26 protein-coding genes are annotated in these 23,483 nt (G+C 70.8%); 5 read left to right on the forward strand and 21 right to left on the reverse strand.

The annotated features are described in order from the left end of the window. The first annotated feature begins 7 nt into the window (after positions 1 to 7). Complete coding sequence (locus tag AB0N59_RS06550) at positions 8 to 712, forward strand: TetR/AcrR family transcriptional regulator C-terminal domain-containing protein (protein ID WP_363480450.1); 705 nt, start codon at positions 8 to 10, stop codon at positions 710 to 712. A 54-nt stretch (positions 713 to 766) separates the two neighbouring features. On the opposite strand, the gene AB0N59_RS06555 is transcribed toward AB0N59_RS06550, so the two are convergent. The 11 genes from AB0N59_RS06555 to AB0N59_RS06605 form a co-directional block, all read right to left on the reverse strand. Beyond that, on the reverse strand, positions 767 to 1,330 hold the full coding sequence (locus AB0N59_RS06555; RefSeq protein ID WP_363480453.1) for a DUF3618 domain-containing protein: 564 nt from the start codon (positions 1,328 to 1,330) through the stop codon (positions 767 to 769). Beyond that, entirely contained in the window at positions 1,327 to 1,740 is a 414-nt protein-coding gene (locus tag AB0N59_RS06560; protein WP_363480456.1) for a phage holin family protein, read from the reverse strand. Before AB0N59_RS06560 ends, AB0N59_RS06555 begins: the two co-directional genes overlap by 4 nt. Then, positions 1,718 to 2,551 carry a hypothetical protein gene (locus AB0N59_RS06565; protein ID WP_363480459.1) on the reverse strand — a complete coding sequence of 278 codons (834 nt, stop codon included), beginning with the start codon at positions 2,549 to 2,551 and terminating at the stop codon, positions 1,718 to 1,720. The genes AB0N59_RS06560 and AB0N59_RS06565 overlap by 23 nt, the downstream gene beginning before the upstream one ends. A gap of 113 nt (positions 2,552 to 2,664) precedes the next feature. After that, a complete protein-coding gene (locus tag AB0N59_RS06570) occupies positions 2,665 to 3,498 on the reverse strand; it encodes a transposase (RefSeq protein WP_363480462.1) in 834 nt (277 codons plus the stop codon). A 48-nt stretch (positions 3,499 to 3,546) separates the two neighbouring features. After that, positions 3,547 to 3,858, reverse strand: a complete 312-nt coding sequence (locus AB0N59_RS06575; RefSeq protein ID WP_363480465.1) for a hypothetical protein — start codon at positions 3,856 to 3,858, stop codon at positions 3,547 to 3,549. A gap of 19 nt (positions 3,859 to 3,877) precedes the next feature. After that, positions 3,878 to 6,703, reverse strand: a complete 2,826-nt coding sequence (locus AB0N59_RS06580; protein ID WP_363480468.1) for an AAA family ATPase — start codon at positions 6,701 to 6,703, stop codon at positions 3,878 to 3,880. A gap of 67 nt (positions 6,704 to 6,770) precedes the next feature. Then, positions 6,771 to 7,421, reverse strand: a complete 651-nt coding sequence (locus tag AB0N59_RS06585) for a DUF2238 domain-containing protein (protein ID WP_363480471.1) — start codon at positions 7,419 to 7,421, stop codon at positions 6,771 to 6,773. Then, positions 7,418 to 8,269 carry an endonuclease/exonuclease/phosphatase family protein gene (locus tag AB0N59_RS06590; RefSeq protein WP_363480474.1) on the reverse strand — a complete coding sequence of 284 codons (852 nt, stop codon included), beginning with the start codon at positions 8,267 to 8,269 and terminating at the stop codon, positions 7,418 to 7,420. The genes AB0N59_RS06585 and AB0N59_RS06590 overlap by 4 nt, the downstream gene beginning before the upstream one ends. Positions 8,270 to 8,274: 5 nt before the next feature. Continuing rightward, on the reverse strand, positions 8,275 to 9,066 hold the full coding sequence (locus AB0N59_RS06595; protein ID WP_204974533.1) for a nitroreductase family protein: 792 nt from the start codon (positions 9,064 to 9,066) through the stop codon (positions 8,275 to 8,277). Positions 9,067 to 9,073: 7 nt separating this feature from the next. Beyond that, positions 9,074 to 9,445, reverse strand: a complete 372-nt coding sequence (locus AB0N59_RS06600; protein ID WP_363480478.1) for a hypothetical protein — start codon at positions 9,443 to 9,445, stop codon at positions 9,074 to 9,076. 227 nt (positions 9,446 to 9,672) lie between these two features. Further along, positions 9,673 to 11,040, reverse strand: a complete 1,368-nt coding sequence (locus tag AB0N59_RS06605) for an MFS transporter (protein WP_363480481.1) — start codon at positions 11,038 to 11,040, stop codon at positions 9,673 to 9,675. 120 nt (positions 11,041 to 11,160) lie between these two features. On the opposite strand from AB0N59_RS06605, the gene AB0N59_RS06610 reads away from it, so the two are divergent. Next, positions 11,161 to 11,562, forward strand: a complete 402-nt coding sequence (locus AB0N59_RS06610; RefSeq protein ID WP_363480484.1) for a hypothetical protein — start codon at positions 11,161 to 11,163, stop codon at positions 11,560 to 11,562. A 79-nt stretch (positions 11,563 to 11,641) separates the two neighbouring features. Here AB0N59_RS06610 and AB0N59_RS06615 read toward each other — a convergent pair whose 3' ends face one another. Beyond that, complete coding sequence (locus AB0N59_RS06615; protein WP_363480487.1) at positions 11,642 to 11,986, reverse strand: hypothetical protein; 345 nt, start codon at positions 11,984 to 11,986, stop codon at positions 11,642 to 11,644. A 243-nt stretch (positions 11,987 to 12,229) separates the two neighbouring features. Between AB0N59_RS06615 and AB0N59_RS06620 the strand changes: the two genes are divergently transcribed. Next, positions 12,230 to 12,766: an FBP domain-containing protein gene (locus AB0N59_RS06620; RefSeq protein ID WP_363480490.1), complete on the forward strand. Its 537-nt coding sequence runs from the start codon at positions 12,230 to 12,232 to the stop codon at positions 12,764 to 12,766. A 34-nt stretch (positions 12,767 to 12,800) separates the two neighbouring features. Here AB0N59_RS06620 and AB0N59_RS06625 read toward each other — a convergent pair whose 3' ends face one another. From AB0N59_RS06625 to kynA, 5 genes are read right to left on the reverse strand one after another with little or no spacing between them, the layout of a single operon-like run. Continuing rightward, on the reverse strand, positions 12,801 to 13,445 hold the full coding sequence (locus tag AB0N59_RS06625; protein ID WP_363480493.1) for a thioredoxin domain-containing protein: 645 nt from the start codon (positions 13,443 to 13,445) through the stop codon (positions 12,801 to 12,803). A 12-nt stretch (positions 13,446 to 13,457) separates the two neighbouring features. After that, positions 13,458 to 14,291, reverse strand: coding sequence for a PaaX family transcriptional regulator C-terminal domain-containing protein (locus AB0N59_RS06630; RefSeq protein ID WP_363480496.1), 834 nt, complete (start codon positions 14,289 to 14,291; stop codon positions 13,458 to 13,460). Continuing rightward, a complete protein-coding gene (locus AB0N59_RS06635; protein ID WP_363480499.1) occupies positions 14,288 to 15,514 on the reverse strand; it encodes an aminotransferase class V-fold PLP-dependent enzyme in 1,227 nt (408 codons plus the stop codon). The genes AB0N59_RS06630 and AB0N59_RS06635 overlap by 4 nt, the downstream gene beginning before the upstream one ends. 1 nt (position 15,515) lies before the next feature. Continuing rightward, positions 15,516 to 16,538, reverse strand: coding sequence for a hydrolase (locus AB0N59_RS06640; RefSeq protein ID WP_363480502.1), 1,023 nt, complete (start codon positions 16,536 to 16,538; stop codon positions 15,516 to 15,518). Next, positions 16,539 to 17,393, reverse strand: coding sequence for a tryptophan 2,3-dioxygenase (gene kynA / locus AB0N59_RS06645; RefSeq protein WP_363480505.1), 855 nt, complete (start codon positions 17,391 to 17,393; stop codon positions 16,539 to 16,541). Positions 17,394 to 17,485: 92 nt separating this feature from the next. On the opposite strand from kynA, the gene AB0N59_RS06650 reads away from it, so the two are divergent. Then, positions 17,486 to 18,982 (forward strand): glutamate-cysteine ligase family protein, encoded by a 1,497-nt coding sequence (locus AB0N59_RS06650; RefSeq protein WP_363480508.1) that lies wholly within the window; start codon positions 17,486 to 17,488, stop codon positions 18,980 to 18,982. Between the two features lie 111 nt (positions 18,983 to 19,093). Here the strand turns inward: AB0N59_RS06650 and AB0N59_RS06655 are convergent, their stop codons facing one another. The 3 genes from AB0N59_RS06655 to AB0N59_RS06665 are packed head-to-tail and all read right to left on the reverse strand — an operon-like array spanning position 19,094 to position 21,484. After that, positions 19,094 to 19,651 (reverse strand): cysteine hydrolase, encoded by a 558-nt coding sequence (locus AB0N59_RS06655; protein ID WP_363481238.1) that lies wholly within the window; start codon positions 19,649 to 19,651, stop codon positions 19,094 to 19,096. After that, positions 19,639 to 21,087 carry a cytosine permease gene (locus AB0N59_RS06660; RefSeq protein ID WP_363480511.1) on the reverse strand — a complete coding sequence of 483 codons (1,449 nt, stop codon included), beginning with the start codon at positions 21,085 to 21,087 and terminating at the stop codon, positions 19,639 to 19,641. Before AB0N59_RS06660 ends, AB0N59_RS06655 begins: the two co-directional genes overlap by 13 nt. Positions 21,088 to 21,136: 49 nt before the next feature. Beyond that, complete coding sequence (locus AB0N59_RS06665; protein WP_363480514.1) at positions 21,137 to 21,484, reverse strand: metalloregulator ArsR/SmtB family transcription factor; 348 nt, start codon at positions 21,482 to 21,484, stop codon at positions 21,137 to 21,139. A 261-nt stretch (positions 21,485 to 21,745) separates the two neighbouring features. Here AB0N59_RS06665 and AB0N59_RS06670 point away from each other — a divergent pair, with 261 nt between their 5' ends. Then, on the forward strand, positions 21,746 to 22,153 hold the full coding sequence (locus AB0N59_RS06670; protein ID WP_363480517.1) for an arsenate reductase ArsC: 408 nt from the start codon (positions 21,746 to 21,748) through the stop codon (positions 22,151 to 22,153). 21 nt (positions 22,154 to 22,174) lie between these two features. Here AB0N59_RS06670 and AB0N59_RS06675 read toward each other — a convergent pair whose 3' ends face one another. Next, positions 22,175 to 23,461, reverse strand: a complete 1,287-nt coding sequence (locus AB0N59_RS06675; protein WP_363480520.1) for a M18 family aminopeptidase — start codon at positions 23,459 to 23,461, stop codon at positions 22,175 to 22,177. Positions 23,462 to 23,483 lie beyond the last annotated feature (22 nt).

Here is a 23,483-nt window from a genome sequence, read left to right on the forward strand (position 1 = left end):
TCGGCACGTGGACGAGCTGCCGCAGGACCCAGCGAGAGGCGGCTCGCGGGGGCGAGGGCTCACCCGTGAGTCGATCGTCGCGGCCGCCCTCGAGCAGATCGACGAGTCCGGCGTGCACGCCGTCTCGATGCGCTCGCTCGCGCAATCCCTCGACGTCGAGGCGATGTCGCTCTACCGCTACGTCCGCGGCCGCGAAGACCTGCTCGAGGGCGTCGTCGCGCTGCTCATGAGCGACCTGATCAGCGCCCTCGACGACGACATCGCCGAGCACTGGCAGGGCTTCCTGCAGGCGATCGCTCATCAGATGCGCCTGATCGCCGTCGAGCACCCGCGAGCGTTCCCGCTCGTCGCGTCGCGGAACCCGGCGGCGCCCTGGCTTCGTCCGCCCCTGCGCAGTGTCGAGGTCGTCGATGCGTTCCTCACCGCGCTCCTCGAGCGCGGCTTCACCGATGCGCAGGCCGTCGCGACCTACCGGTCGTTCTCGAGCTTCCTGCTGGGGCAGCTGCTGCTCGAGGCCGCCGTGCATGACGATCTGGTCGAGCCGCCGCCCGACACCACGGCCGAGCAGGACGAGCCGGATGCCGAGACCCGCGCTCCGCAGGTGTTCCGGCTGCGCGAGAAGCTGAGTGAGGACCGCAGCCGCGAGGAGTTCGAGGTCGCCCTCGAGGCGCTGCTCGATCGCCTCGAGAACAGCCTGGCCCGCCAGCACTGACGACGCGAAGCGGGCGGGCTCCGAAACCGGAGCCCGCCCGCATCATGTGCATCGTCAGCTGTTCGCGACGTTGTCCCGTGCATCCTGAGCGTCGTGCTTGACCTCGCTCGCGGCGTACTGCGCCTCTTCCTTCACCGCGGCGACCGAGTCCTTGGTCGTGGCGGTGACAGAGTCGACCGACGCCGCCAGGGGCTCCTTCAGGTGCTCGCCGACCTCCTTGGCGACGTCCGTCGCCTCGTCGATCAGCGGCTGCGCCTGATCCTTCACCGTCGAGGCGATCTCCTTCTCCTTCGACGAGGCGGGGAACAGCGACGCCACCACCAGACCGGCGCCGAACGCGATCAGCCCGACCGCCAGCGGGTTGCCCTCGGCCTTCGACACGACCCGGTCCTTCACGTCGCCCGCGTGCGCACCTGCATCCGAGATCGACGAGCCCGCGTCGTCAGCGGCGCCCATCACGCGGTCGCGCACCGACCCGAACGCGCCCCGCACCTTGCCCATCTGACGGTCGACGATCTTCGACGGGGTGACCTTGTCTGCCAGGGCGTCGACGTCCATGCCGAGGTCCTGACGGGTCCGCTCGATGTCCGAGCGGATCTCATCGGCTGAATTGCTCATCGGTTCTCCTCATTTCTCTTCAGCGTGTCCGGGATCTCCTTGAGGGTCTCCACGGTCTGCGGTGCTCCTTCGACCTCCTGCAGCCGGCCACGTCCGACCATGAACAGCACGAGGGCGATCACCGCCCAGATCACGGCGACGATGACCCCCGACCATCCGCCGCCGATGAGGGTGCCCAGCGCCCACCAGAGCGCCATCGACAGGAAGAACACGGCCATCAGCGCGCTGTAGCCCGCTGCGCCCATCAACCCCGCGCCCTTGGCGGACTTCGCCGCCGACTCCTTGAGCTCCGCCTTCGCCAGCGCGACCTCCTGCCGCATCAGCGTGGAGATGTCTCGCGACACCTCACCCAGCAGCTCACCGAGCGACGACGATGCCGCCTTCTGCTCAGACGGTGTCGGGTCGGTCATAGCCGGCCTCCCCGCTGGCATCCGCTCGGGTCGAGCGGGTCTGGGTGTACAGCGGCGTCTCGGTGGCGCCTGGGGTGGTGCCGCCGACCAGGGTGGGGGCCGAGTGATCCGGCTGCACCTGCGACACCGGAGGCACCGGCGGGGCCGGAGGCATCGGCGGTGCAGGCGGAGCAGGCGGCGTCTGCGCCGCGGCGTGCTTCTGATCGGATGCGTCGGCTGCCAGTGCCCTGGTCAGCCGGCCGATGATGACTCCGCCGATCGCCGCGGCCAGGATGAACGTGCCCGGCTTGCGGCGCGCGTAACGCTTGACCTCGGTCAGCACTGCTCCGGGGTCGCGGTCGCCGAGCCAGGTGGCTGCTGCCGACACGCGTCCGGATGCCTGCTGCACCAGGTCGGCGGCGATGCCCGTGCCCGAGGAGCTGTTGGCCATCGAGCCCAGCTCGTCGCCGACGGAGCGAAGGCCGGTGGCGAGTCGCTGCTGCTGGGTGTTCGCCTGATCGCGCAGCTCGCGCTGAGTCTGGGCGTACAGGTCCTTGGCCTGCATCTTCGCCTCGCTGATGACGGCGGAGGCTTCGTCCTTGGCCGCGCCCATCACATCCTTCGCGTGGCCGGCGGCGCTGTCCTTCAGATCAGATGCCTCGTGCTTGGCGGCGTCGACCTTGCCCTGCGAGCCCGAGGACGGCGTGTGCGTGCCAGACGGCGGCATCTGCGATCCCCCCGGCTGCGGCTGCGAGCCGTGCGGCTGTGCGTCCGCGCCGTAGGCGGGTGCTCCCGAACCGCTCGGGCTGGTCGTCTCGAAATTGTCCGACATGAGTGCTCCTTTTCGCGGACCGATCGGTGGATCGGTGCACCATGTCTAAGCCCGGGGAGGCCCTGACCCAGGGCCCTTGCCATCCTGTGCCTTACGGTGTAAGTCCGCGCGAGTCACTCCGCCCGCAGCGTGTCGAGCCGTTCCTGCGCCTCGGTCAGCGCCTCCGCCGCCTCGGCGCGCGAGGACTCCGCATCAGCGGCATCCGCATCCGCCTGCTGACGATCAGCCCGCAGACGCGACAGCTCCTTCTCGACCTCGGCGATGCGTGCGGCCAGCTGATCCAGACGGCCACGAGCCGACCGGGCATCGCGGTCCGCCTTCTCGACAGCGCGCTCGGCACGCTCCCTCGCCTTCTCGGCATCGCGCAGGGCCTGCTCGGCCTTGCGCCGCTCGCGCCGAGCGGCGACCTCGTCGGCGACGGGCGCCGGTGCCGCAGGAGCGGCGGGCCGCCCTCCGGCGACGGCCGCGTCGAGGTCGACGGATCCGGTCGGCTCGAGATCGCGCACGAGGCGCCCGGATGCCACGGCCGCAGCCGCATCGGGGTCGAAGAATGCCGCCGAGATGGTCTGCCGCACTGCCTCGAGCGTCGCATCGGTCACGCGCGCGCCCTGCGCCGTCGCCAGGGAGGCCGCTTCGGCGGCGAGCTGATTCGTCAGCGCCCGCCGCTGTCGTCCGAGCTGCGACAGGGTCGCCGCATCGAGATCCTCCTGCGCCTCGCGCAGCTCGGCGGCCAGCTGCAGCGCCTGACCGAGCCGCGCAGCCCGCTCGCGCGCGAACACGTTGACCACCCACGCGGCGACGCTGGGCTTGCGGAGCGCGCGCACCGCCTTCGCCAGTTCGGCCTCGTCGGCCTCGCCGGCGCGCGCGTTCCGGGTCGCGACGAACGACTCGGGCGGTGCGGCGTACAGCTCGGCGGCGATGGTCTCGAGGTCGCTCGCATCGCTCATGCGAGCGACCCTACCGCGCTGCCGGCCGCGGGGTGAGCGGTCGTGTGATCAGTCGTTCTTCGTGGCCTCTTCGGCAGCCCGCATCGCGGCATCGCCCTCTTCCTGCGATTCCGCGCCGGCGTCTGCGGCGGGATCGTCGTTCGAGGCGGGCTCGCCGTCGGTGGTCGGCATCTGCTGGCTGTCGAACTGGCCGTCGGGCAGCGCCTCGTCAGCGGTCTGCGCGGCGCCGTTCTCACCGGCGTCGGCGGCTGCGTCGTGGTGCTCGTCGGGGTTTCCGTTGTGGTGGGTCATGCCGCCATTGCAGTCGGCGTCGCCGCCGAGGGGCAGGGGCGTGACGGCGACGCGTGCGGCGAGTATCATGCCGCGAACCGCCGAGGACTCACTGGTCGGCCGACGTCCGAGCGGCACGAGCGTCGAGACGGTGGGCGAAGTGGACGGCGAGCTCGGTGCGCGAGCGCAGCCCGAGCTTGGTGAGGATGTTCGACACGTGGGTCTCGACCGTGCGTCGCGAGATGAACAGCTCCTGGGCGATCTCGAGGTTGGTCTCGCCCGTGGCGACGTGTCGCGCGATGCGCTCCTCGGTGCGGGTCAGCGCCTCCCACCCCGACGACGGGCGGACGCGCGCGGCCACGCGCACCGAGATGCCTGCTCGTCGGAACGATGAGGCAGCGCGCCTCGCCTCGTGGTCGGCGCCGACCTCGGCGTAGGAGTGCAGCGACCCCTCGGCGAGCACGCGCGCCCGATCGTCGCGGGCGGGCAGAGCGAGGGCCGCGAGCTCCGCGACGCGAGCGTGATCGAGGCGCCGAGGGGTCGCGGCGAGCAGCTGCGCCGCGTCGATGAGCGCATCAGCACGGCTCTCGGCGACGCCCCGCACCGCCAGTGCGGCCGCCTGCAGGTGCGTGATCCGCGGGTTCCTGGCGGCGAGGGCATCCATCGCCACGACCACCTCGTCGCACCGCCCCGGCTGCCCTCGCCACAGCTCGATGACGTCGAGGGCGATCTCGGCGCAGTCCATCAGCAGTCCGGCGCCGTGCAGATCCTCCCAGCCGCGCCACATCGTCTCCCTGGTCGCGGCGGCGTCGCCGCGGGCGCGGGCGAGCTGGCTGTGCCCGAGCCAGACCCACGAGCTGCCGCGCCAGCGCCACGCCTTGCGGCTCTGCGACGGATCGATGTCGGCGGCCGCTGCGCGCGCGGCATCCGGCCCGCGCTGCAATGCGACGACCCATGCGCGGAGTCCCCGCACCGGCGGGTCGAGACGCACGTCCATCGCGTCGAGCAGCGCCGCGTGCGCTTCGAGCTCTGTGGCGATGTCTGCGAGGTTGCCGCTGTGGCTGCGTGCGTGCGCCGCGAGCGTTCGTGTGGTGAGGATGCCGGTGCGGAACCCGAACCGCTCGCAGATCTCGATGCTGCGGGCCAGCATCGCCGTGGCCTCGTCGTGCCGTTCGACGTCGGCGAGGGCGACGGCGAGGCAGGCATGGGGGAAAGCCTCGATCGCGGCGACCGACGGATGCTGTTCGGCGAGGTCCACAGCCCTGGTGAGCAGCCGCACGGCGTCGTCGAGGTCGCCGCGCCCGTTGACGATCAGGCCCTGCAGCGTCAATCCGGTGATCTCGGCGGCCGTGTTCCCGCTCTGCGCGGCGAGAGCGATGCCCTCGTCGGCCAGGCCGAGCGCCGTCTCCGGATCGCCCAGAAGCAGTGCGGGCCAGCCGCCGAAGACGAGGTGCGCCGCGCGCTCGGCGGCGGGAAGGCTCGGCGACGCCGCGTACTCGCGCGCCTGCTGCAGCGTCTCGGCGTGCCGGTTCTGCAGCAGCAGCGACCGCAGCTCGATGCCGCGCAGCGGCATGCCGGACTCGGCGCCGCGCAGATGGGCGAGCGCGCTGGCCGCCAGCTTCTCGGCGGCGCGAGCGCGTCCCCCGCTCAGCGCCGTCCGCGCCAGGCCGGCGACCGCGGCGACGTGCTGGGGATCCGACGCGTCGGTCTCGGACGCGACCCGCTCCCAGAGCTCCGCGGCGGTCACGGGAGCGGCCGCGGCGGTGCGCTGCGCGAGATCGAGCAGCCAGGGAAGGTCTTCGCCGAGGGTCGGTGCGCGCAGCACGTGACCGGCGACGGTGGCTGCCGGCACTCCTGCCGAGTCGAGGGTCAGGGCGACGTCACGGTGCAGCTGCGCGCGCACCGCCGTCGGCACGTCGTGCAGGAGGACGTTCTGGATGAGCTCGTGGCGGAAGCCGAGAGTGTCGTCGTCGATCTCGGCGAGGAACCCGGCCGCGTACGCCTGCCGCAGCAGCGGAGCCAGCTCGCCCATCGGCCGGTCGGCCACCAGCCGCAGGTGCGCGACCGAGAACCGCGTTCCGAGCAGAGCCGCGGTGGTGAGCAGCTCACGGGTCGCCAGGTCGAGATGGCTGAGATGGCGCATGATGACCATCGCGAGCGAGGGCGACGGATCGGCGGGGATGCGGCGCAGCACGGCGCCGTGCGGCCCGACGGTCACCGCGCCGTCGCGCAGCAGCGCGCGCACCATCTCGGTGAGGAAGAGCGGGTTCCCTCCCGCCGCGGCGACATACCGGCGCAGGGTCGCGTCGACTCTCGCGCCGGTGAGACGCTCGGTGATCGCGTCGCACGTCGGCTGGGGCAGGGGCGCCAGCTCGACCGCGCGCAGCAGGTCCTTCTCGTCGAGCACGCCGAGCAGGTGGTCGAGTTCGGGCGCGACCTCGTGACTGGCCTGGGTGCGCAGCGAGGCGACGATCGCGAGCGGGAGGTGCGCGAGACTGCGGCTCAGTCGGGTGAGCAGCCGCAGCGACGCGGCGTCGGCCCAGTGCAGATCGTCGAGGACGAGCACGGTGGGCTCGCGGGTCGACGAGTCGATGGCCGAGAGCAGCCGCTCGCCCGCGACGTGCTCGTTCTGCTCTGCCGCCATCCGCCGATCCTGCTCGGTGAGCAGCGGGGCGAGCGCGTCGAGCAGCATGCCGTAGGCGCGGCGCCGGTCCATGGCATCCGCCGCTCCGCGCAGCACCGTACGAGACGCGGGCGCCTGAGCCACGGCGGCATCGATGAGGGCGCTCTTGCCGATGCCCACCTCGCCGCGCACGACGATGAAGAGACCGCTCGTCAGGCCGGAACGTGCCAGATCGATCAGCTGCGCGAGCTCGGCGTCGCGGCCGATGAAGATCCGTTCCGGTGGCGCCGGGGGGAGCGCCTCTGCTGGCATGGAGATGCCACCGCCTCTCTGCCCCCCACCTGGATTGTAGCCACGCGATACCCCTGCCCAGGAGTGCTCATCTGTGCGGGATGCTCTCGCCGCACTGGCGGGCGTCACCCGCACCGGCCGTGCGACGTGCGTCGGCGTCGGGATCCGCCGGCCGGCGGACGTCGAGCCGGGACAGGGCGATCCCGGCCGCCACCCCGCCCAGCCCGCCGAGGATCATGTCGCCGATGGTGTCCTGGTAGCCGACGTGGATGGCATCGCTGATGAACACCGCGCCGAACCACTCGATCATCTCCCAGACGGCGCTCAGCGCGAGCGCGATGAGGGGGACGAGCACCAGAGGAGTCCTCGAGCGTGGCCGCGTGGCTGCGGTGATCGCGACCACGTCGGCACGGGTCAGCACCTCGGCGGCGATGACGGCCAGCACGCCGGTGCACGCGAAATGCACCACCAGATCCCACGAGGGGATCGTGGCGTAGAGGTCGAGCAGGTTGCTCCAGGCTGCGACCAGCACCGTCGCGCAGGCGGCTGTGTCGAACCAGCCCTGAAGCCCCAGCATCCGGGGCAGCATGAGCGCGGGAAGCGCGAAAGCGGCGACGCCCGCATCGGTCGGCTTCAGCCAGAGGGCGGCCGCGACCACACCCAGGATGCCGATGATGCGCAGGGCATCGGCCGTCCACTCCGCCGCGGTGCGAGGCGGACGCAGGAAGTCCTCCTTCATTCCGGCTCCTCTCCGAAGCGCAGGACCGCCTGCACGGGCAGGTGATCCGACGGCCGGCGCCCGCCGGGTGCCGTGGCGTTCACCGCCGCCGCCCGCACCTGCACGCCTGGCGTCGCCAGGATCCGGTCGATCACGCGCCCGCCGATGCGCGGCGCACGGTACCCCGGGTAGGTGCCCCAGCGCGCACCGCGTCTGTCGATCGCCGTGTCCCAGCTGTCGACCAGCGCCCCGTGCTCGTGCAGCGCGCGCACGGCCGGCGAGCCTGCTCCGGCGTTGAGATCGCCCATCACGACCGCAGGCAGCCCGCGCTCCGAGACCAGCCGGCGGATGCTGATCGCCGAGCGCAGACGCGATCGCGGCGACAGGTGGTCGAGGTGCGTGTTCACCGCGAGGAATCGGGCACGCGTGGTCCGCTCGGCGAACTCGGCCCAGACGACGATCCGCGGGATGAGGTTGCCCCAGCCCGTCGAACCCGGTCGATCCGGGGCATCCGAGAGCGCGCGCTGGTCCCAGTCGCGCAGCTCGAGGCGCGCGGGATCGTAGACGATCGGGGTGCCCTCGCCGCGGCCGTCGGCGCCTCGCCCGGTGCCGATCACGCGGTGACCCGCGCCGAGCGCATCGCGCACGCTCGACACGACCCTCGGCAGCGCCTCCTGCAGGCCGAGCAGAGTCGGCCGCTCGGCTGTCAGCAGATCACGCACCGCGGGCTCCCGCCACGACCACCGATCGGCTCGGCGGTGCAGCATCCCGTCTCCGGCGCGGCGGATGTTGAAGGTCATCACGTGCACGTCGGGGGCGGCGACGGGCCCGATCAGGGCATCCGTCGCCGGTGCCGGCCCGACGCGCATCACCGTCAGCCGTCCCAGCCCTGCTGCGGCGTCTCGCAGGTCTCGCGGAACACGAACTGCGAGGGGAGCTTGCGCTGCGAGCTCGACCAGTCGATCGCGGGACGCCGCTGCTCGGCGGGCAGATAGCCGAGCCGGTACACGGCCATCAGCTCGAGATCGTCGGGCACGTGCAGCAGCTCGATGATCTCGTCCCACCGGCCCGGCGCCTCCATCGGGAACGAGATGAACTGGATCCCCATGCCGAGCTCGACCGTGGTGAGCCAGATGTTCTCCATCGCCGCGCCCATGCTGAACACCGAGTAGAACGACGAGAGCTCGCCAGGCCGGTACTCGCTGCGGTCGAGCATCACGCCGAGCAGCAGCGGCGAGCCCGCGACGAGCTTCGCGTTCTCCGACCCGAGCGTCTTCGGAACGCCGAGGGAGTTCATCAGCTTCTGGCCACGCGAGGTGAACACCTGGCTGGTGAAGGGCCGCAGCACCGCCGGCAGCTTGTCGAACAGCATCCCGCTGCGCTTCTGCTCCATCTCGGCCTGGCTGAAGCGGAAGTACGGCTTGTACCGCTCGAAGAAGGTGCCGTTCGACATGACCTCGGTCATGCTCTCGCCCGAGATCTTCGCGATGCGCTCGATCGTCTCGCGCTGCTCGATCACCACGAATCGCCACGGCTGGCTGTTCAGCTGCGAGGGTGCACGGCTCGCGGCCTCGATCAGCAGCCGCTGGTGCTCTTCGCTCACCGGGTCCGGCAGGAACGGCCCGTTGGTGGTCTTTCGTCGGCGGACGACGTCGAGGAATTCCATGGTGCTCCTATCGGCGGGAGGTGACGACGCCGGCGACGATGAACGGCGCGGCGGTGAGGGCGATGAGCGGATGCCGGCGGGTGTGCGTGCCCGCGTAGGGGATGACGGCGAGGGGCACCAGCGCGGGGGAGAGTGCGAGAGCGGCACGTCGATCGCCGCGGATGCCCACGATGAGCGCGAGGATCGTCGTCGAGACGGTCGCGATGTAGAGCGCGTGATGCACCCAGCGGAATCGCCTGGTGTCGATCAGGCGGGTCGCGACGGCGGCGCCGAGCGCGCAGTTGGCCGCGTAGCAGAGGCCGGATGCCAGGAACGCGGCCGAAGACGGACGACGGTGTCTCGCCGATCGCCGTTGTCGTGCTCTGCTCCTGCGGGTCATGGGATCAGCACATCACGCCGCGGGCATTCGGCGCGAGGGGTTGCGCTCGTGCCGGCGGCGCGGCAGTCACCGAGAACTCGGGCGCCCGGTCAGCGCACCTCCCGTTGCCGCGCCGAGCGCACCACATCTCGCCGAGCGCACCGCATCTCGCCGAGCGCACCAGGCGCTCGCGGCGGCAACCGGTGCACCTGGCGGCAACCGGTGCACTCGGCGGCCACGTCGCCGGGTCAGTCCGCGGCGGGCTCGACCGGATTGCGCCGGATGCCGATCCACGACACCACACCGCCCGCGGCGAACAGCGCGGCCGTGACGATCGCCGCGCTGTGGAACCCGTCGAGGTCGAGCGTCCCGCCGACGATGGTCGACAGGAGGGCGACCACCAGCAGGCCGGCCACGCGGGAGACGGCGTTGTTGACCGCCGAGGCGATGCCGCTGCGGCGCTCGTCGATCGCGCCCAGGATCGCCGAGGTCAGCGGGGCGACCGTGAGCGCGAGACCGAGGCCGAGCACGATCATCGCCGGCAGCACCTGCCACCAGTAGTCGAAGTCGCGGCCGACGGTGAGCAGCAGCAGCGCCCCGACCGCCATCAGCAGCGGGCCCGCCGTCATGAACAGCCGCGGCCCGAGGCGCCCCGCCCACGCACCGGCCCGCGACGACAGCAGGATCATCAGCACCGTGATCGGCAGGCTCGCGAGTCCAGCAGCGGTGGCGCTGAGCCCAGGCCCCTGCTGCAGATAGACGCCGATCACGAAGCCGTTCAGCGAGAGCGCCGCGTAGATGAACAGCGTCGAGATGTTGCCCCAGCCGAAGTTGCGCACGGTGAACATCGACAGCGGCAGCAGCGGATGCGCCGCGCGTGCCTGGCGCCAGACGAACACCGCGAGCAGCACGAGCCCGGCCGCGCCCGGCATCCAGATCCAGGGCGATGCCCAGCCGAGCCGCTCCTGCTCGATCAGCGCGAAGACCACCGCGCCCAGTCCGAGCGCGCAGAGCACGCCGCTGACCCAGTCGACCCGCACGTCGCGCTCGTGATCGGGCAGATGCAGCCGGCCGAGCAGCACGAGGTTCACGGCGATCGGCAGCACGTTGATGAGGAAGACGAACCGCCACGTCAGCAGATCGACGAACAGGCCGCCCATCAGCGGGCCGACGAGCTGTGCGGCGGTGGTGAACGCCGTCCACACCCCGATGGCGCGCGACTGCACCTCGCCGCGCATGGTCGCCGTGATCAGCGCCAGCGAGCTCGGAACGAGCAGCGCGCCCGCAGCGCCCTGCGCCGCGCGGGCGATGATCAGCACCAGCGGATCGGGGGCGGCGGCGACGGCGAGCGACGCGATGCCGAAGGCGATGAGGCCGATCCGCATCACGCGCACGCGGCCATAGGCATCCGACAGCGACCCCGCCAGCAGGATCAGCGCGCTCAGCGTGATCAGGTACGCGTCGACCACCCACTGCTGCGTGGCGATGCCGCCGCCGAGTTCGCGGCTGATCGCCGGAAGCGCGACGGTGACCACCGTGCCGTCGAGGAAGGTGACGAAAGAGGCCAGCACGGCGACCGAGACGACCAGTCGCTGCAGGGGTGTGAACGTGGGCACAGGGTGACCCTACTCCCGGCCATCGACGTGCGGCGCGCGCAGGCGTACTCTGGCCGCAGGCGGGACGACCTGCCCCGTCGAAGACCCGGTGTGCGACCAGAGACGAAGGCGGTGCGAGTCATGGACTCGATGATGATGGACGCGATGGCGACCGAGATGAAGTCGTCCGGCATGGAGATGATGGACATGTCGGTCATGCAGGCGTGCATGGATGCGTGCGCGGCCTGCGAGCAGGCCTGTACGGTCTGCTCCACGCAGATGATGGACTGCAGCGTCGCCTGCATGAACTGCGCCGACATGTGCGGCACCATGATGCGCTCGATGCTGCGGATGCAGGGCATGACCGCGCCCGTGATGATGTCGATGCTCGACGCCTGCATCGCCATGTGCCGCATGTGCATGGACGAGTGCGCGCAGCACGCCGAGCACAGCGATGTCTGCCGGATGTGCGCTCAGGCCTGCAAGGCGTGCATGGACGCGTGCATGGCCATGCGCGACATGATGACGAAGATGGCGTCCTGACCGCAGGCCCCGTTCGAATCGCTCATCTGGTGGCTTTCGGCCGCCGTTCGCAGCCATTCGAGCGATTCCAGCGCCGCGATCAGCGCGCGACGTTGTACAGCACGCGGCCGACGGCCAGCACGTCGTAGGCGCCGTGCAGCGCGACCGGCGTTCCGGCCGGCGCTTCGAGCGCGGCTCCGCCGGCGCTCCAGATCGGGATCAGCTCACCGTCGAGCGTGCGCAGGCGGATGAGCCCGGATGCCGCATCCGCAGCCTCGACGACGCCATCCACCCAGCTCAGCGGGGTGGCCGACGCCATCCGCGCCTGGATGAGGTGCAGAGCGTGACCAGGGGCGAAAGAGGAGCAGACATCGCCGTGCTCGCACATGCACGCCGCACGCTCACGCACCTCGAGGGGCGAAAGGCGGGTCTGCGGCGTGTTCACGGTGGGTCTCCTCACGATCGGATGAACCGAGAGTACGTCCGGGTCGCGGAAGCGTCGAGCCGCGCCGACACGGGGCGAAACAGAGGCGGCGTACACTGGACGCCGTGTTGTCTGCAGAGTGCGCCTTCCCGGCGCGAGAGGTGATCGTCGGCGCGTCGCGCGCCGACGGCAGAGGCTGAGAGCGATCCGGCGGCGGAACTCCCGTCACCGGTGGCTCGTGGTATCCGGCATCCGATCTGAAGGATGCCGCAGTCCTCGCCGACGCTCGTCGGCACCTCGATCAGAAAGCACTCTCTCATGCGTCCCATCGACGAGCGCGCCATCCGCGCGTCCTTCCGCAATGCCTCCCGCAAGGAGGCGTCGTCTCTGACCCTTCCCCCCGACTTCGACCGCATCGACTTCGATCACCTCGACTATCTCGGGTGGTTCGACCCGAAGATGCCCCGCCGGGCGTACGTCGTCGCCGAGGTCGACGGCGAACCGATGGGGGTGCTGCTGCAGCGCGCCGAGCAGCGCACGCGCCGGCGCGCGCAGTGCTCGTGGTGCGATGACGTCACGCTGCGCAACGACGTGCAGTTCTTCTCGGCGCGCAAGGCCGGTGCGGCCGGCCGCAACGGCGACACCATCGGCACGCTGATCTGCGAGAACTTCGGCTGCTCGGCCAGCGTGCGCCGGCTGCCCGCGCTCGCCTACGAGGGGTACGACCGCGAGCTCGCCCGCGAGCTGCGGATGCTGCGCCTGCGCGAGCACGTCGACGCGTTCGTGCGCGAACTGGGCTGAGGTCCGCCGGCGGAGGGGGCTCGCGCCCCTTCCGTCAGCGCGACTGCGCCTCGATGATCGCCTTCTCGAGGTCGCCCCACTTCTCGAGCGTGAGCATCTGCCCGTCGACGAAGAAGGTGGGCGTGCCCTCGACACCCAGGAAGGTGCCCTCCGACCTGTCGCGGCGCACGCGCTCGGCGGTTGCGGGGTCTTTCACGGCCTTGTCGTAGGCGGCCATGTCGAGGCCGATCTCGTCTGCCAGAGCGCGGAAGACCGCCGGGTCGGGCTCGGCGGCCTCGCCCCACTGGGTCTGCGTCTCGAACAGCCGCTGGTACATCGCCTCGAATTCCCCCTGCTGTGCTGCGGCCTCGGCGGCGAGTGCGGCGTTCATCGAGTTCACGTGGCCGGGCAGCGGGAAGTAGCGCACGGCGTAGGTGATCTGCCCGTCGTATTTCTGGCGCAGCTCTTCGACGACGGAGTAGAACGCGCCGCAGGCCTCGCACTCGAAGTCGAGGAACTCCACGACGGTCACCGCGTCGGGTCCGCCGTCGTCGAGCACGTGCGACTCCTCGCGCAGCACCTGCGGCTTCGGGTCGTTCTCGGACTCGGCGCGCTGCGCGACCGCCCACACGAGAAGCCCGATCAGCAGCAGCATGACCAGGCCGCCGGTGATGATGACGGCCTTGACGGAGTTCTTCATGCTTCGATCCTGTCAGCTTCGACCGGCGACGCCGAGCACGTGCTCCTGCGCCTCGGGCCCCAGAGCGGCCGACAGCCGCTCGAACTCGTGCACGCTGCGTGCGCCCGGCCAGCCGGCGGGCAGCAGCGATGCCGGAAGCCCGGGGTCGATGTACGGCAGCACGCGCCAGCTGTCGATGAGGCGGACGTAGGCGGCGAAGGGTCGGCCGGGGTCGAGGTCGGCGACGGATGCGAGGAACCGCTCGTGCTCCGCGCGCAGGGCGCTCAGGTCCCACCACCGCGCGGCCGCATCCGCGAGCGGCTCGGCGGGCATCGGGTCGCTCGTGCGGAACAGGGTCGCGTACGCCCTGGCATCCAGCTCGGCGAGCAGCTGGTCGACCTCCTCGGCCAGGTGCGCAGGCAGGATCCACAGTCCGGCCGTCACCGCACCTGCGCCGAGGAACTGCAGGCGGCGGCGCACCTGGTGCCGCAGGTCGCGGCGCGTCTCGGGGATGGTGGCCGACACGAGCATCCACTCGTCTCCCGCTGCCATCGTGCGCACCGCGAAGATGCGGCGGTCGCCGCGTTCGAGCATCGGCAGCGCCGCCGGGTTGAGCTCGTACCCGGCATCCGCCGTCGCCAGCAGCAGCCCGTGCTGCTTGAGCCGGGTGATCGCGGTGCGGGCGCGCGCAGCGGGGATGCCGAGATCGCCGGCCAGGCGCACGAGAGCCGCCGACGGGATGCGCCCGCCGAGGGGACGCAGGTACAGCCCGATCAGCGTGCGCAGCAGCGACGTGGTGCTGCCCGGTCGCGCCTCGATGTCGTCGAGCACCACCTCGGCGGCGGCGGGGGGCGACGGAGGCGTCATGGCTGCAGCGCGTCGCGCACGGCGATGACGCCGCGCAGGGTCTCCTCGTGCGAGGTGCTCAGGGGCGACAGTCCGAGGCGGATTCCGTCGGGGAACCGGAAGTCGGGAATGACCCCGTCGGTCCACAGCTGCTTCGTGACCTCCTGGAATGAGTCGTGCCCGATCGTCACGTGACCCCCGCGGCGAGATGCCTCGCGGGGCGAGAGCAGCCGCACGCCGAGCGGGGCCAGCAGCGCGTCGTATGCCCGGATGGCGAACTCGGTGAGCGTGATCGACTTCGCCCGCACGGCGGTGACGCCCTCGGCCTCGATCAGGTCGAGCATGCCCTGCATCGCGAGCATCGACAGCACCGGCGGGGTGCCGCTGAGCAGCTGCCGGATGCCGCCGACCGGAGCGTACTCGGGTCCCATCGCGAAGATGTCGGCCGCGCCCCACCAGCCGTGGATCGGCTGGGTGACGGTGCCGTGGTGCTCGGTGCGCAGGTAGCCGAAGGCGGGCGAGCCGGGGCCGCCGTTCAGGTACTTGTAGGTGCAGCCGACGGCCATGTCGACGCCCCAGTCGTCGAGCTGCATCGGCACGACGCCCGCCGAGTGGCAGAGATCCCAGAGCATGAGGGCGCCGGCGTCCTTGACCACCGCGGTGATCTCGGGCATGGCGGCGAGAGAGCCCGAGTGGTAGTCGACGTGACTGAGCACCACGAGCGCGGTGCGCTCGGACACGACCTCTGCGACCTGCTCTGCGGTGATGCCGGTGATCGGGTCGGGCTCGACCCAGCGCAGCGTCGCACCGGTCTCGTGCGCGACGCCGGCCGCGATGAAGCGGTCGGTCGGGAAGTTGCCGGCCTCGATCACGATCTCGTCGCGGCCCGGGCGTGCGGCGACGGCGGCGCGCATGAGCTTGTAGAGCATCACGCTCGTCGAGTCGGCGACCACCGTCTGGCCGGCGGCGGCGCCGAGGGTGATCGCGCCGATGCGGTCGCCGAGCCGCATGGGCAGCTCCATCCACTGCTCGTCCCACGAGCGGATGAGACGCGTGCCCCAGTCATCGCGGATGAACGCCGCGGCCTTCTCGGGCAGATCGCGCAGCGGGCGACCGAGCGAGTTGCCGTCGAGGTAGGCGGTGACGCCGGGGGCGTCGGCGAACGCGGCGAGGTGATGGGCGAGCGGGTCGGCCTGGTCGAGCTTGCGGGCCTCAGCGAGCAGCTCGGCGGTGATGTCGGTCATGTCACGGCTCCGTGATCTCGTCGATGGTGAGACGGCGTGCCCGGTTCGGGTTGCCGTCGGGAAGCAGAAGCAGGGGTCCGCCGTCGAAGGGGTCGGCGGGAGAGAGGCACGCCAGCAGGTCGACGCCGTCGATGCCGGCGTCGCGCAGGGCGTCGACCTCGGTCTCGCGCAGGTCGACCGGGGTCGGGCCGTTGCCCATGTCGGTGCCGTAGAGCAGCTCGCCGCCCGCCGCGGCGAAGCGCCGCACGTTGTCGGTGACGATCGCGAGCGCGGTGCCCTCGTGGACGGCCATGGTCGATATCCATGAGGCCGATGCCGCCTGGGCGGCGATCTCGGGGTCGCTCAGCCGTTCGCTGAAGGGGGCGTGCGCGAGCCGGGTCGCGCCGAGCCGCACCGCGCGCTGCGCCTGACCCGCGCCCTCGGCGTGCGCGACGACCGGCAGGCGGCGCACGGCTGCCTGATGCACGACGGCACGGAAGCTCTCGTCGTCGAGCACCGGGCCTGCCTCGCTGTGCGCGACGACCTTGATCAGGGCGGCACCTGCGGCAAAGAGCTCGTCGACCGCGCGGGCCGCGTGCGCGGGATCCGGGATCTCCCGCACCGAACCCGCCGGGGCCCAGGCCCTGTCGGACGGATATCCGCCGGGGGCCGTGAGGAACGGGCCTGCGTACTCGACGATGGGTGGACGCAGCTCAGGAGGACCTGCCGCTCCACCGGCCGTGCCGGGGGTCTCGGGGCCCTGCGGGCCGAAGTCTCCTGAGTTGTGAACACCCGGATCGCGAGACAGCTCGGCGATCCAATCAGGGTCGGCGCCCAGATCGACCACGCGGCCGAGCCGCGACGCCGCCAGCAGCGTGTGATCGACGAGCTGCAGGTGCACGTGGTGGTCGGTGAACAGGCCGGTCACGACGCCCTCCAGCCGCGGAGCCGAAGCGGGCCCGCCGGTGAGCACGGGCGCGCCGTCGCGCAGCGTGAGGGTGCCCTCGCGCATGCCCTCGCCGTCGAAGAAGGTGACCAGCCGCATTCAGCGGCCGATCTCGGTGCGCACGCTGTAGAGCTCGGGGAAGAAGGTGAGGTCGAGCGCGCGCTGCAGGAAGCTCACGCCGCTCGAGCCGCCGGTGCCGACCTTCATGCCGATCGTGCGGGTGACGGTGCGCAGGTGCCGGAAGCGCCAGAACTGGAAGTTGTCCTCGACGTCGACGAGCTCTTCGCACGCCTCGTAGAGGTCCCAGTGCTCGCGCGGGTTCTCGTAGATCTCGCGGATCGCGTCGACGAGCTCGGGGTGCTCACGGTACGGCTGGCGCACGTCGCGCTCGAGCACCGCGGCGGGGATCGGCAGCCCGCGGCGCGACGCGTAGCGCAGGAACTCGTCGTACAGGGTGGGGCGCTCCCACTCGGCGGTGAGCATCGCGAGGCTCTCGGGGTGATCGCGGAAGACGCCGAGCATGCGCTCGTTCTTGTTGCCGAGGGCGAACTCGACCGCACGGTACTGCACCGACTGGAAGCCGGACGAGCTGCCGAGGGCGCCGCGGAACTCCGCGTACTCGGTCGGGGTGAGGGTGGCGAGCACCGACCACTGCTGGGTCAGCACCTCCTGGATGTGCTTGACCCGGGCGATGTGCTTGAGCGCGGAGCGCAGGTCGTCGTCGGCGAGACGGTCGCGCGCCGTGCCGAGCTCGTGCTGCACGAGCTTGAGCCACAGCTCGGTGGTCTGGTGCTGGATGATGAACAGCATCTCATCGTGGTGCTCGGGCCGGGACACCGGATGCTGGGAGCTGAGCAGCCGGTCGAGATCGAGGTACGAGCCGTACGTCATCCGGTCCTTCAGATCGGTGACGATGCCTTCTTCGAGGATGCGTTCGTTGTCGCCGGTGGCCATGCCTGAGAATGTATCACTATCGTGTCGGTCGTCACAATCATGAAATTGCAAGCGGGTGGACGCGGGATCTGCACCTCGGGTACGTTCTGCGCATGGGAGACAGTGTCGCCGTTCAGAGCTTCTCGCGGCAGGACCGCACCCTGTTCCGCAGCAAGGTGCGCAGGTGCCTCGACGCCCTCGCGTCGATGCTCGCCAACGGGCAGTTCGACGTGTCCGAGCCGCAGCTCGGCCTCGAGATCGAGCTGAACCTCGTCAACGACAGGTTCGAGCCGGCCATGTCGAACGAGAAGGTGCTCGAGGCGATCGCGAGCCCCGCATTCCAGACCGAGCTCGGGCAGTTCAACGTCGAGATCAACGTCGCGCCCCGGCCCATCACCACGGGCAACATCCACGAGCTCGAGAAGGTGCTGCGGGCCGCGCTCAACGCCGCCGACGACCGCGCGCACGACGTGGGCTGCGGGCTGGCGATGATCGGCATGCTTCCGACCCTCGACGAGCACCACTTCACCGAGGAGTGGCTCTCGAAGGACCCCCGCTACAGCCTGCTCGGCCAGCAGGTGCTCGCCGCCCGCGGCGAAGACATCGAGCTGCGCCTCGACGGTCACGCGCTGAGCGACGGCGGCCGCCGCGAGACACTCGACATCGTGTGCGACACGATCCTGCCCGAGGCGGCCTGCACGTCGGTGCAGCTGCACCTGCAGGTGCCTCCGGAGGAGTTCGCGTCGTACTGGAACTCGGCGCAGGCGATCGCCGGCGTGCAGGTCGCGCTCGCCGCGAACTCGCCGTTCTTCGCGGGCCGTGCGCTGTGGCACGAGACCCGCATCCCGATGTTCGAGCAGGCTACGGACACGCGCTCGCAGGAGCTCAAGAACCAGGGCGTGCGCCCCCGGGTGTGGTTCGGCGAACGGTGGGTCACCTCGATCTTCGACCTGTTCGAAGAGAACTCGCGGTACTTCCCGGCCCTGCTGCCGGTCTCGAGCGATGAGGATCCGTTCGAGGTGCTGGCCCGAGGCGGCATCCCGACGCTGTCGGAGCTGCGGATGCACAACGGCACGGTCTACCGCTGGAACCGGCCGATCTACGACACGCAGGACGGCGGCTACCACCTGCGCCTCGAGAACCGGGTGCTGCCCGCGGGGCCGAGCATCGCCGACGTGCTGGCCGACGCCGCGTTCTACTACGGCCTCGTCCGCTCTCTCGCCGAGGCCGACCGCCCGCTGTGGACGCAGATGACCTTCGACGCCGCGGAGGAGAACCTGCACTCCGCCGCCCGCGACGGCATCGAGTCTCGGCTGTACTGGCCCGGGGTCGGCTGGGTCGGGCCGCGCGAGCTGGTGCTGCGGCGGCTGCTGCCGCTGGCCGCCGAGGGGCTGGATGCCTATGGCGCGACCTCCGAGGTGCGCGACCGCTACCTGGGCATCATCGAGCAGCGCTGCCTGACCGGGCGCAACGGCGCCACCTGGCAGCGGGCGCACGTCGCCGCTCGCGAGGCGGCGGGGGAGTCGCGCTCGCAGGCTCTGCACGGGATGCTCGGCGAGTACCTCGAGCGGATGCACTCCGGCGAGCCGGTGCACACCTGGGAGCCGTGACGCGGCCTCGTCGGTGCCGAATGCACCACCTGTCGTCGAGTGCACCGGTCGTCGGCGCCGACACGTGGTGCACTCGGCGCGATGCGGTGACCTCGTCGAAGGGGCGGCGCTTCAGCCCAGGATCTCGTCCGTCGTCTGCAGGGTGATCTGCGGCGGGTAGAGGCCCATCACGTGCAGTGCGGCCGCGTGGTTCTCGGCGCTCGACCCCGCGCAGGCGTCGGTCGCGACGGTGATCCGCGCCCCGGCATCCGCCCCCGCCAGCGCGGTCGACAGCACGCAGCAGTCGGTCGAGACGCCGGCGAGCACGACGTGCGCGCCCCGGCCGACGATCGCCTCGATCTCGCCGCCCCACTTGCCGAACGTCGGCAGGTCGAGGGTCGGATGCGGCGACAGCGCGGTCGCGTCGGGAACGAGGTCGAAGAGGGCATCCGTCGGCGGCTGGTCGGCGAACGGCCAGGCGGCGAAGTACTCGCCCCACGACGTCGAGCGGTCTGCCGTCGGCATCCATCTCGTGACCAGCACGCGCTCGCCGAAGCGGTCGGCGAGACGCCGGATGCCGTGCATCGCCTCATCGAAGAACGGCGAGCCCCACGCCGAATCGGGCGAGGCGAAGATGTTCTGCGGGTCGATGACGACCAGCCATCCATCTGCGTGGTTCACGCGTGCGATTCCTGGCGGCGGATCCGCCCCGCCCGGGCGAACCAGGTGATGGCGAACGACAGCACCAGGGCGAGGAAGACGCCGAGGTTCGCGTACGCCCACTCGCCGTCCTTGCCGCCGATGAGCGGCAGCAGGTACCCCTGCCAGTTGTTCCAGGCGGCGTCTTCAGCGAACAGGTTGATGACGAAGCCCCAGCCGATGATCGAGGCGACCACCATGGTGCCGATCGAGATCCAGTCCCAGGCGCCGTAGCGGCCGTTCGGGTCGAACAGGGCGGCCTCGTCGTAGTCGCGACGCCGGCGCAGGATGTCGGCGATGAGGATGCCGGCCCACGAGGCGAGCGGCACGCCGAGCGTGATGAGGAACGACTGGAACGGGCCGAGGAAGCCCTGGTCGCCGAACACGACGAGGATCGTCACGACGGTGAGGATCAGGCCGTCGATTCCCGCGGCAGCGGGCCGCGGGATGCGGATGCCGAGGCTGAGCAGTGTGAGGCCCGAGGAGTAGATGCCGAGCACGGCTCCGGAGACGAGGGCGAGCACCGCGGTGAGCAGGAACGGCACGAGAACCCACAGGGGCAGGATCGAGGCGAGGGCTCCGATCGGGTCGGCGGCGACGGCGGCCCTCAGGTCGGGGTCGGAGCCGGCGAGAAGCACGCCGAACACGACGAGGATGACGGGGGCGATGGCGCCGCCGAACGTGTTCCAGAAGACGATCGCGCCGTCGGATGCCGTGCGCTTCTGGTACCGCGACCAGTCGGCGGCGATGTTGATCCAGCCCAGCCCGAATCCGGTCATGACCATCACGAGCGCGCCGATGACCTGCCCGGCGCTGCCCTTCGGCTGCGCGAGCACGGCCGCGAGGTCGATGCTCGGGGCGGCGAGGATGATGTAGACGATCGTGACGACTCCGGTGACCCAGGTGAGCACCGACTGCAGCTTCATGATGGTGTGGTAGCCGAGCACCGAGGCGGTCACGATGAGGGCCGCCACGATCACCGTCGCGATGATCTTGAGCGTGACGCTGTCTCCGTCGCCGCCGAGCCGCGTGATGACGGTGGCCGTCGCGAGCACGGCCATGATCGCGAGGAACGTCTCCCATCCGATCGAGGTCAGCCACGACACGATGCCGGGCACCTTCTGCCCGTGCACGCCGAATGCGGCGCGTGAGAGCACCATGGTCGGCGTCGATGCCCGCTTGCCGGCGATCGCGATCAGGCCGCAGAGCAGGAACGACACGACGATGCCGATGATCGACACGACCGTCGCCTGGTAGAACGAGATGCCGAAGTCGAGCACGAACGAGCCGTACGACATGCCGAAGACCGATACGTTCGCGGCGAACCAGGGCCAGAACAGGTCGCGGGGCCTGGCGGTGCGCTGCGACTCGGGGATGATCTCGATGCCCGCTCGCTCGACGAGCGAGGGCGACGTGGTGTCGGTCATGCCCTCATCCTGGCACTGCGTCAGCCTCTGCGGGAGGAAGACGGCGGGATCAGCGACCGAGCAGCTCGGAGATGGCCGCGATGGCTCCGTCTGCGATGCGGAAGTACGCCCATGTGCCGCGCTTCTCGCGCTCGAGGAATCCTGCCGAGACGAGCACCCGCAGATGGTGTGAGACCGTCGGCTGGCTGAGGCCGAGAGGCTCGGTCAGGTCGCAGACGCACGCCTCGCCATCGGCGTGCGCCGAGATCATCGAGAGCAGCCGGAGCCGGGCCGGGTCGGCGAGTGCTTTGAGTGAGGATGCCAGCGACTCGGCGTTCTCGATCGAGATCGGAGCTCGCGTGAGCGGCGCGCAGCAGGAGCGGAGGTCGTGCAGCGGGATCAGCTCTGAAGTGGGCACGCTTCGATTCTGCTCAAGATATTGACGAACGTCAATGTATGCGCCACGATCGTACAGATATCGATGAGTATCGATGAATGGAGGTGCGACATGGACGACTGCTGCGAGATCCTCGACGACGGAACCTGCGTCGCGGAGTGCTGCTGACAGCATCCGGCGGAGCATCGTCGCGGACCCGCCGCCCGGCGGGTTCGCGACGGCGGTCACGTAGGCTGACCGCGCACTCTCACCCTCACCCCTCACCCACCCTCAGGAGCTCCCATGGCAGACAGCGCGTCCAAGCCCTCCGTCCTGTTCGTGTGCGTGCACAACGCCGGCCGTTCCCAGATGGCCGCAGGGTTCCTGCGCGACATCGCCGGCGACCGCATCGAGGTGCGCTCGGCGGGGTCGATGCCCGCCGACCAGATCAACCCGATCGCCGTCGAGGCGATGGGCGAGCTCGGGATCGACATCACGGCCGAGCAGCCCAAGGTGCTCACGACCGAGGCCGTGCAGGCATCGGACGTGGTGATCACCATGGGGTGCGGCGACGCCTGCCCCTTCTTCCCCGGCAAGCGGTACGAGGACTGGAAGCTCGACGACCCCGCCGGTCAGGGGATCGACGCGGTGCGTCCCATCCGCGACGAGATCCGCTCGCGCATCGAGAAGCTCGTCGGCGAACTCGTCTGAGTTCGGCCGGGCGCCTCGCGCTCAGCCGGCGAAGAAGGCCCGTGCGACGCGGGAGAGATCGTAGAGATCGCTCACGCCCGCGAGTTCGCGTGCCGAGTGCATCGACAGGATCGGGATGCCGACGTCGACCGTCCTGATGCCGAGCCGCGTCGCCGTGATCGGGCCGATCGTCGACCCGCAGGGCACGGCGTTGTTCGACACGAACTCCTGCGAGCGCACACCCGCCGTCTCGCACCAGGCCGCCCACGCGGCCGCGCCGACGGCATCGGTGGCGTAGCGCTGGTTTGCGTTGATCTTCAGGATCGGACCCGAGCCGAGCAGCGGCTGCACGACCGGGTCATGCCGGTGCGCGTAGTTCGGGTGCACCGAGTGGCCCACGTCGCTCGAGAGGTGCCACGACGACGCGAACGCACGGCGCTGCGTCGTGGGGTCGGCGCCGAGCGACGCGTACACGCGCACGAGCACATCCTCGAGGAAGGGCCCTGCGGCTCCCGACCGCGACTCCGAGCCGAGCTCCTCGTGGTCGAAGGCGGCGAGCACCGGGATCACCGCGGAATCCGCGGAGTCCGCGGCGTCGATCAGCGCGACGACGCCCGCATGCACCGAGGCGAGGTCGTCGAGACGACCCGATGCGAAGAAGGCGTCGTCCTTGCCGAAGACGGCGCCGCGAGCGGCATCCGCCACCACCGCGTCGAAACCGCGGATGTCGGCGGCGTCGACGCCGGCGGAGGCCGCCAGCTCGGCGAGGATGTCGGCCGACTCGGCATCGCCGAGCCCCCACACCGGCTGGGTGCCGGTCTGCTTGTCGAGGGCGAGACCGTCGTTCACGCCCCGGTCGAGGTGGATCGCGAGCTGCGGCAGACGCAGCAGCGGGCCCGTCGCGGCGAGCACGACGCGGCCGTCGGCGAGGGCGAGGCGCCCGGCCAGACGCAGCTCGCGGTCGAGCCACGAGTTCAGCAGCGGTCCGCCGTAGACCTCGACGGCCGCCTGCAGCCAGCCTCGCGATCCCGTGGTCGGCTGGGGCTTGAGCTTGAAGCCGGGGGAGTCGGTGTGCGCGCCGAGCACGTGCACGGGGGTCGTGGCTGCGGCATCCGCCGGAACGACCCACGCGATCGCGGCGCCGTCGCGCACCACGACGAAACGCCCGCCCGCCTGCGTCGGCCACTCGGCAGTCTCGTCGAGACGTGTGAACCCGGCCTCTTCGACACGGCGGGCGACCTCTTCGGCGGCGTGGTAGCTCGACGGCGACGCGGCGACGAAGTCGGCGAGATCAGCGGCATGCGTGTGGGCGGCGGAGACGGCAGGCATGCCTCCGAGCCTAATCGGCCGC

This window comes from Microbacterium sp. NPDC089321 (genome assembly GCF_040684935.1).
In the GTDB taxonomy this organism is placed as follows: Bacteria; Actinomycetota; Actinomycetes; order Actinomycetales; family Microbacteriaceae; genus Microbacterium.